This is a genomic window from Cyanobium sp. T1G-Tous (assembly GCF_024345455.1).
Taxonomy (GTDB): domain Bacteria; phylum Cyanobacteriota; class Cyanobacteriia; order PCC-6307; family Cyanobiaceae; genus Cyanobium_A.
The window spans coordinates 64590-71513 of the sequence record NZ_JAGQBD010000013.1; the positions used below are offsets into that span (position 1 = coordinate 64590).

Genomic DNA, 6924 nt, shown 5'->3' on the forward strand with positions numbered 1-6924 from the left:
CTTAAAAAGCGAGGCTTTCGGGGTTGGTCTCGATCAGCTGAGCTAAATCCTTGAGGAAGGCGGCGGCTTGGGCGCCGTAAATGGTGCGGTGGTCGCAGGTGAGATTCACCTGCATTTGATTGGCCACCCGAATCGAGCCGTCTTTGCCTGCCACCACTGCGGGCCGGGAGGCGGCCACCGCCAGGATGGCGCCGGTGCCTGGGGGCAGGATTGCATCGAAGCGATCCACACCAAACATGCCCAGGTTGGAGAGGGTGAAGGTGCCGGTGCTGTATTCCTCGGGTTGGAGCTGCTTGCTGCGGGCCCGCGCCACCAGATCGGCCCAGTTGCGGGCCATGGCATAGATATCGGTCTTGTCGGCGTTGGCCAGCACCGGGGTGATCAGACCGCCGTCTTCCATGGCTACGGCCACGGCCACATTCACTGAGGCGGGGAAAGCCATGGCACTGCCATCGGCGCTGGTGGCGGCGTTTACCTGGGGATGGCGGGCCAGCACCACGCCCACGGCCTTGGCGAGCAGGGCGGTCATCGTGACGCCCTTGGGCTTCACCTGCTTGTAGAAAGCGTCGAGCTTGGTGGTGGTGATTGTGTATCCCACCCGGAAACAGGGCACCGCCAGGCTGGCGACCATGTTGCGGTTAACCGCGTTTTGCAGCGTGTTGAAACCCACGCTCTCGCCGGGCCGGCCGAAGGCATCGCCGGCGGGAGCTGGGGCAGGCGCGGCTGCACCATTGCCAGCTGCAGGTGCGGAGGCGGGGCCTGAACCCTCGGCAACCCGCGGCACCGTGATCGGCTGACCGGTGGCAGCCATCACGTCTTCCGCCTGGACGCGGCCGTGGGGACCGCTGCCGCGCAGGGCACCCAGATCGACACCCAATTGGGAGGCAAGCTTCTTGGCCCGCGGCGAGGCCACCACCCGGCCGCTGGCCGTCGACGCGGGAGCCACCACCGGAGCCGCCACAGCAATAGCCGGAGCAGCGGGTGTCAACGGGGCAGGAGGTTGGGTTACGGGTGCGGCGGGAGCGGGAGTTGGGGTGGCGGCCGCAGGCGCTGGTGCTGGGGCGACAGCAGGTGCAGCTGGGGCCTTGGCTGCCACCTCGGCAATCTCAGCCTCGGTTTCGACGATCAGGCCAATTGTTTCGCCCACCGGCGCCGTGCCGCCGGCAGGCATCAACACAGCCGCTAGGTAGCCCTCGTTGAAGGACTCCACATCCATATCGGCCTTATCCGATTCGACGACCAGCACGGACTCCCCGCGCTCAACCTTGTCGCCTGGCTGCTTGAGCCACTCCACGATTTTGCCCTCCGTCATGGTGGAGGAGAGGGCCGGCATGAAGATTTCGTGGGTGGCCAACGGAGGTCTGCCGTGTAATGGGCTGATTTTACGCGGCTCCCGCCAGGGGGATCAGCCGGCTTCGATGGCCTCGATCACGCCATCGCGCACCAGCACAGCCGCCTGCAGCTTCTCAACCAGGTTGTCGCCCACCTGCACATCGCAGACGCTCTCGATCTGGCCTTGCTCCACGATCTGCTCCATTTCCAATTCGCGTACCTGGCGCTGCTGCTCCAGCATCTGACGCTTCTGCTCCTCCAGCTCGGCGCGCTTTGCCGCCACCTGCTGCTGCACTGAAGCCACCTGCTCCTGCACCCGGGGGTCGAGGGGGTTGGCGCTCTGGCGGCGGATTTCGTCTACCAGCTGCTGACCCTCCTGCTCTAGCTGGGACAGCTGGGCGTCGACATTGGCGATGGCATTGCTTAGCTCTCGCTCGGCGTCCTCCTTCCAACGGGGAGTAACCACGGCACGCACGGTGATAGTGCGCTTGATCGTGAGGGAGCCGTCAGCCATGGGGGGAGCAAAGCAGCGCCCAGGCTGTCAGCAGGGCGCACCGGGGTCAACCGCCGGTTCGCCGCACCGCACCCACAAGGGTCAGCGGGGTGCGTAGATCGCCTCAATCGCCGCAGCGTCGCGGGCCGTAATCCGGTCGCGGCGCTGCTTGAGGGTCTGGGTGAGCAGACCGTTATCGAGCGTGAATGGCTCCACCAAGGCCACACCGCAGAGGCGTTCGTCGGGGCGGGAGCCGGGGCGGGCGGCCAGCAGCCGATTGCACTCTCGCGTCAGAGCCCGCAACAGGGCCAGATCGCTTGACTCCGCCGCCTCCTTGGGCACCACCAGGGCGCCGAGCTGCTTGCGATCCTGGCCCACCACCAGCACCTGCTCGATCAAGGGGCTGGCCACCAAGGCCTCCTCGAGGGGGCCGGGCTCAATGTTTTCGCCGCTGCTGAGCACGATCGTGTCCTTGGCCCGGCCCGTGAGCACCAGGGAGCCATCGGGCAGCAGGTGGCCCAGATCGCCGGTGTCAAACCAGCCTTCGCCGTCAAGCACGGCTGCACTGGCCTCCGGCTTGCCCCAGTAGCCCGCCATCACCTGGGGGCCGCGGGCCAGCACCCGGCCCCGCTGCCCCAGGGCCAGCAGCTCGCCGGATTCGGGATCAACGATCCGCAGGCTGGTGCCCGCCAGGGGCTGGCCGGCACTGCCGCGGCGGTTGGCCCAACGGCGCCGGCAGGTGAGCACGGGACTGGTTTCGGTGAGGCCGTAGCCCACCAGCAGCTCGATGCCAATGGCCTCGAAGAAGCCATCCACGTGCATGGCCAGGGCGCCGCCACCGCTGATCGCCGTGCGCAGCCGGCCGCCCACCAGCTGCTGGCGCAGCTTCGGCCAAAGCAAGGCCGCCGCCAGCCGGTGCAGGGGCCAGCGCAGCAAGGCCAAGCCGGCCGCCCCTAACCGAGACAACACGCCTTCAGGGCGCAGGGTGAGATCGAGGGCCTGGCGGCGGCGGCGGCCAAAAGCGCGGCTGTTGGCCAGGGCCGCGCCCAGTAGCCGCTGGCGCCAGGCCGGCATGGCCGCCAGGGCGTCGTCAAAGCCAGAGAGCAAGGCCTCCCACAGGCGCGGCACGCTGATCAAGTAGTGGGGCTTTACCCGCTGCAGGTCGGCACGCAGCTGCTTGAGGGTTGTGTAGGTCTGACGGCAGCCGCAGGCCAGCAGGAAATACTCAGCGCTGCGCTCATAGGAGTGCCAGATCGGCAGCACGCTCACCACCCGGTCACCCGGTTTGGGTGCCACGGCCACCCCCAGGTGGCGCAGCTGGTGCAGCAGGTTGGCGTGGCTCAGGGGCACGCCCTTGGGCTGCCCCGTGGTGCCAGAGGTGTACAAAATCGTGGCGAGGCGGGCCCCAGCAGCCGGTGGTGGCGGGGCCGGCGTGCCGCAGGCCAACGCCGCCGCCCCGCGCTCGAGCAGTTCGCCCCAACTGAAACAGGGCCCTGGCTCCGCCCCCCCATCCCGCTCCCCCTCCAACAGCACCACAAAGCGCAAGCGCGCCCTTGCCTCAGGGGAGAGGTTCAGCTTGGCCAGCAGGGACGCCGACTCCACCACCAGGCCGCAAGCGCCGGAATCTTCAAGGATGTACGCCAGCTCCTCCACAGGAGCGGCGCTGCCCCGCACCGCATCAGCGGCCCCAGCCCGCATCAGCCCCTGGTCGGCCTGCAGCCAGCGGGGACCGTTTTCGGCAAACAGGGCCACCACATCGCCAGCGCCCACGCCCAGGCCGGCAAAGGCCGCCGCGGCCTGCTCAATGCGCTGCTGCAGCTGGCGGTAACTGAGCTGCTCGGGCGTGACCGCATGGGGAGCCTCCAGGGCCAGGGCATCGCCGTGGCGCGCCGCCAGCACTGGCCAGAGCTGCTCCAGGCCGGTGAGGCCGCTCCAGTCGGCGCGCTGGGCCAGGGCCTGGCGATCGCGGCGACTGCCGCTCCAATGGATTTCAGCGGGGGAGGCGGCGCGGGCCACGGCGGTGGAAGCGGTAGGGCTTGCCAGCAGTGTTAACACCCCTGGGGCGCACGCCAGCCTGCAAGGGAGGGGACTGGTCAGTGATCCTGCCGCCAGCGGCGCACCACCAGTTCGGGGCTCTGGTGGTCCAGATCCACCGCAGCATTGAGCTGTTGCATGGTGGCTGCCGAGAGGCGGCCCGCCAGGTTCTCCAGCACCGGCACCAGCTCCGGATGGCGCTCCAGGCTTGCGGCGTTGAACACGGGCACCGCGTCATAGGCGGGGAAGTAATGGCGGTCGTCCAGCAGCACCCGCAACTTCAGGGAGGGGATCAGGCCGCTGGTGCTGTCTCCTGCAATCAAATCCACCCGGCCGTCGGCCAGGGCCCGGTAGGTAAGGCCCAGATCCATGGCCGTAGGCGGCGCGGCGAAACGCAGGCCATAGCGGCTGGCCAGCCCCGGGTAGCCATCGCCCCGGTTGAGAAACTCGTAGCCGAAGGCCGCCCGCCATCGGCGGGCGGGCTGCACCGCCTGGCTGATGGTGCGGAGCCCGCGTTGCTGCCCCTCGGCTTGGCGGATCAAAATCGCAAAGGTGTTCTCGAAGCCAAGCGAGGGGAACATCCTCAGCCCATAGCGCTCGGCATAAAGCTGGCGAGCGCGGCTCCAGAGGCTGGCCCGGTCGCTGGCGCCGGGTCCCGAGGGCTGCTTGAGGATCGCCGACCAGGCCGTGCCGGTGTATTCGACGTAGCCATCGACCCGGCCCTGGCGCACGGCCTCATGGCAAAGAAAAGTGCTGCCGAGGCTGAATTCGCGCCGCACCTGCAGCGAAGTGTGTTCTTCGATCTCCTGGGCCAGCAGTTCACCAAGCAACTGCTGTTCGGTGAAACCCTTGGCCCCGATCACCACCGAGCCGGCAGGGCCTGGAGGGGCCAGCTGATGCCAGCCGAGGACGACGGCAAGCAGGGCCGCGCCGGTCAGGGCCGCCGCCAGGGCCCACCGCCGCCGGAGCCACTCCCGGAACCACTGCCATAGCCGTGACCTTTGAAGGGGCTGCCCCGTCCCCTGGACTAGGTGATTCTCTAGGGCTCCCAGACAAGCATCGGCAGCCAGAGCAATTGCCGCCGCCGGCAGGGCCCCGGCCAGCAGCAGGGTGTTGTTCACCGTGGCGATGCCCCGGAAGATGAATACCCCCAGCCCACCGGCACCAATCGCCGCGCCGATCGTGGCCACCCCCACGGCGATCACGGCAGCCACCCGCAGGCCCGCCATCAGGCTGGGCAGGGCCAGCGGCAGCTCCACGTAGCGCAGCACCTGTCCGCCACTGAGACCCAATGCCTGCCCGGCCTGCTTCAGCCCAGGCGGAACCTGTTGGAGCCCGGTGAGCAGTCCGCGCAGCAGGGGCAGCAAGGCGTAGAGGGTCAGGGCCACCACGGCCGGCGTGGAGCCGATGCCACCGAGCAGGGGCACAGTCAGCAACAAGCCGAATATCGCCAGGCTGGGGATGGTCTGCACGGCATTGGCCAGCCCCAGCACCAGGCGGCGCCAGCGGGGGTGCGCCTGAATCGCCAGACCAAGGGGCAGGGCAATCAGCAGGGCCAGCGCCACACTGGAAGTCACCAGAACAAGGTGTTCGCCGCTGCGGAAAACAATTTCCCTGGCCAGCTCAGCAGTCACAGCTGGAACATCCCGTCCTGGGGATTGGATGGCCGCAGCATCAGTCCGAAACGGCTGGCAAAAGCATCCAGCAATGGCCGGCGTAGCTGCTGGGTGTTGAGCTGCGGCCGCCAATCCACCAGACGCCCCACGGGCCGATCAGCGAGTCCGCAGGGCACCACTGCCGCAAAACCAGCCAGGTCGCAATCCACATTCAGGGCCAGGCCGTGCTGGCTGATCCAGCGCCGCGCCCCCACACCGATCGCCGCCAGCTTGCGGCCCTCCAGCCACACCCCGGTGAGCCCATCGATCCGCTCGCCCTGCAAATCCAAATCCGCCAGCACATCGATCACCACCTGCTCGAGTTGGCGCAGATACAGGTGCAGGTCAGCGCCGTGGCGCTGCAAATTGAGCACCGGGTAGAGCACCAACTGGCCCGGGGCGTGGTGGGTCACCTCGCCGCCGCGGTCAATGCGGTGTAGGGGCAGGGGCGGTGCGACGGGATCAAAGCGCAGAAAGGCCTCCGAAGCGCCGCGGCCCAGGGTGTAGCAGGGCTCATGCTCAAGCACGAGCACGCTGTCAGGGCCCTCGGGATAGTCCAGCAGCCGCTGCTGCAGCTGGCGCTGGACCGCCCAGGCCCGTTCAAACGGCACCGGAGCCGTCGCTTCAAAAAGGATTGCATCGAGGTTGGGAGATATCACAAGCCGTTCTTAGCGTTGGTGCACCAGAGCACCTGAGGCGGTTGCCATCTGATGAAACTGCTTATCCATGGCCGCAATCTTGACGTCACTCCCGCCATCCGGGAGTACACCGAAACCAAGTTGATCCGCGCCATTCACCACTTTGAGGGCCTTGTCAAAGAGGCCGACGTGCACCTGTCGGTGGCCCGCAACCCCCGGGTGCCGCAGCAAACGGTCGAAGTCACGATGTTTGCCAATGGCACCGTGATCCGCGCCCAGGAGCGCAGCGACAACCTCTACGCCAGCATCGACCTGGTGGCCAGCAAGCTCAGCCGCCAGCTGCACCGCTACAAGGACCGCATCCAGGAGCAGGCCCAAGGGCCGGTGCACCGCTCCGCCCGCGACGAGGAGGCCGGCGCCGCCGCCAATCTGCCGCCACCCGGCAGCACCTTGGTGGACGGCAAGGAGCCCGAACTGCCCAACCGGGGTGTGCGGCGCAAGTACTACGACATGCCCTCGATGAGCCTCGATGATGCCTTGCACCAGCTGGAGCTGATCGACCACGACTTCTACGTCTTCCGCGACGCCGAAACTGGCCAGATCCAGGTGGTGTATCACCGCAACCATGGCGGCTTCGGGGTAATTCAGGCCAAAGACGCGTGAGCGCCGACCGGCCAGACCTAGCCCCCCTGATCGACCACGCCCTGCTGGATCCCCACCACGGCAGCAGCGCGGTGCGCCAGTGCTGCGAGGAAGCCCGCCATTTCGGCTT

Annotated in this window: 6 protein-coding genes; 1 reads left to right on the plus strand and 5 read right to left on the minus strand. The window is 67.8% G+C overall.

Features of this window, described 5'->3' with window-relative positions:
* Nucleotide 1: 1 nt before the first annotated feature.
* The 5 genes from KBY75_RS09170 to lipB form a co-directional block, all read right to left on the minus strand.
* Entirely contained in the window at nucleotides 2-1354 is a 1353-nt protein-coding gene (locus KBY75_RS09170) for a dihydrolipoamide acetyltransferase family protein (RefSeq protein ID WP_255023683.1), read from the minus strand.
* 51 nt (nucleotides 1355-1405) lie between these two features.
* Nucleotides 1406-1846: a YlqD family protein gene (locus tag KBY75_RS09175; RefSeq protein ID WP_106502263.1), complete on the minus strand. Its 441-nt coding sequence runs from the start codon at nucleotides 1844-1846 to the stop codon at nucleotides 1406-1408.
* Between the two features lie 81 nt (nucleotides 1847-1927).
* Nucleotides 1928-3841, minus strand: coding sequence for an AMP-binding protein (locus KBY75_RS09180; protein WP_255023684.1), 1914 nt, complete (start codon nucleotides 3839-3841; stop codon nucleotides 1928-1930).
* A gap of 77 nt (nucleotides 3842-3918) precedes the next feature.
* Nucleotides 3919-5493 carry a glycine betaine ABC transporter substrate-binding protein gene (locus KBY75_RS09185; RefSeq protein WP_255023685.1) on the minus strand — a complete coding sequence of 525 codons (1575 nt, stop codon included), beginning with the start codon at nucleotides 5491-5493 and terminating at the stop codon, nucleotides 3919-3921.
* Entirely contained in the window at nucleotides 5490-6170 is a 681-nt protein-coding gene (gene lipB, locus KBY75_RS09190) for a lipoyl(octanoyl) transferase LipB (RefSeq protein ID WP_255023691.1), read from the minus strand. Before lipB ends, KBY75_RS09185 begins: the two co-directional genes overlap by 4 nt.
* A gap of 54 nt (nucleotides 6171-6224) precedes the next feature.
* Here lipB and hpf point away from each other — a divergent pair, with 54 nt between their 5' ends.
* Entirely contained in the window at nucleotides 6225-6815 is a 591-nt protein-coding gene (gene hpf / locus KBY75_RS09195; RefSeq protein WP_255023686.1) for a ribosome hibernation-promoting factor, HPF/YfiA family, read from the plus strand.
* Nucleotides 6816-6924 lie beyond the last annotated feature (109 nt).